1 rRNA gene (only partly in view) is annotated in these 323 nt (G+C 58.2%); it reads left to right on the top strand.

Going from position 1 to position 323, the window contains the following annotated elements:
* Positions 1 to 323: ribosomal RNA gene (locus JJV70_RS09125) — 16S ribosomal RNA — on the top strand (it extends past both window edges: 991 nt to the left, 109 nt to the right).

Genomic DNA, 323 nt, shown 5'->3' with positions numbered 1-323 from the left:
GGGGTGGTGGGGACTCACAGGAGACTGCCGGGGTCAACTCGGAGGAAGGTGGGGACGACGTCAAGTCATCATGCCCCTTATGTCTTGGGCTGCACACGTGCTACAATGGCCGGTACAATGAGTTGCGATGCCGTGAGGTGGAGCGAATCTCAAAAAGCCGGTCTCAGTTCGGATTGGGGTCTGCAACTCGACCCCATGAAGTCGGAGTCGCTAGTAATCGCAGATCAGCATTGCTGCGGTGAATACGTTCCCGGGCCTTGTACACACCGCCCGTCACGTCACGAAAGTCGGTAACACCCGAAGCCGGTGGCCTAACCCCCTTT

The sequence above is a fragment of the Streptomyces sp. JJ66 genome (genome assembly GCF_019303495.1).
Taxonomy (GTDB): domain Bacteria; phylum Actinomycetota; class Actinomycetes; order Streptomycetales; family Streptomycetaceae; genus Streptomyces.
Note: the sequence above shows the minus strand (reverse complement) of the source record. Positions and strands in the feature narration are given on the sequence as shown.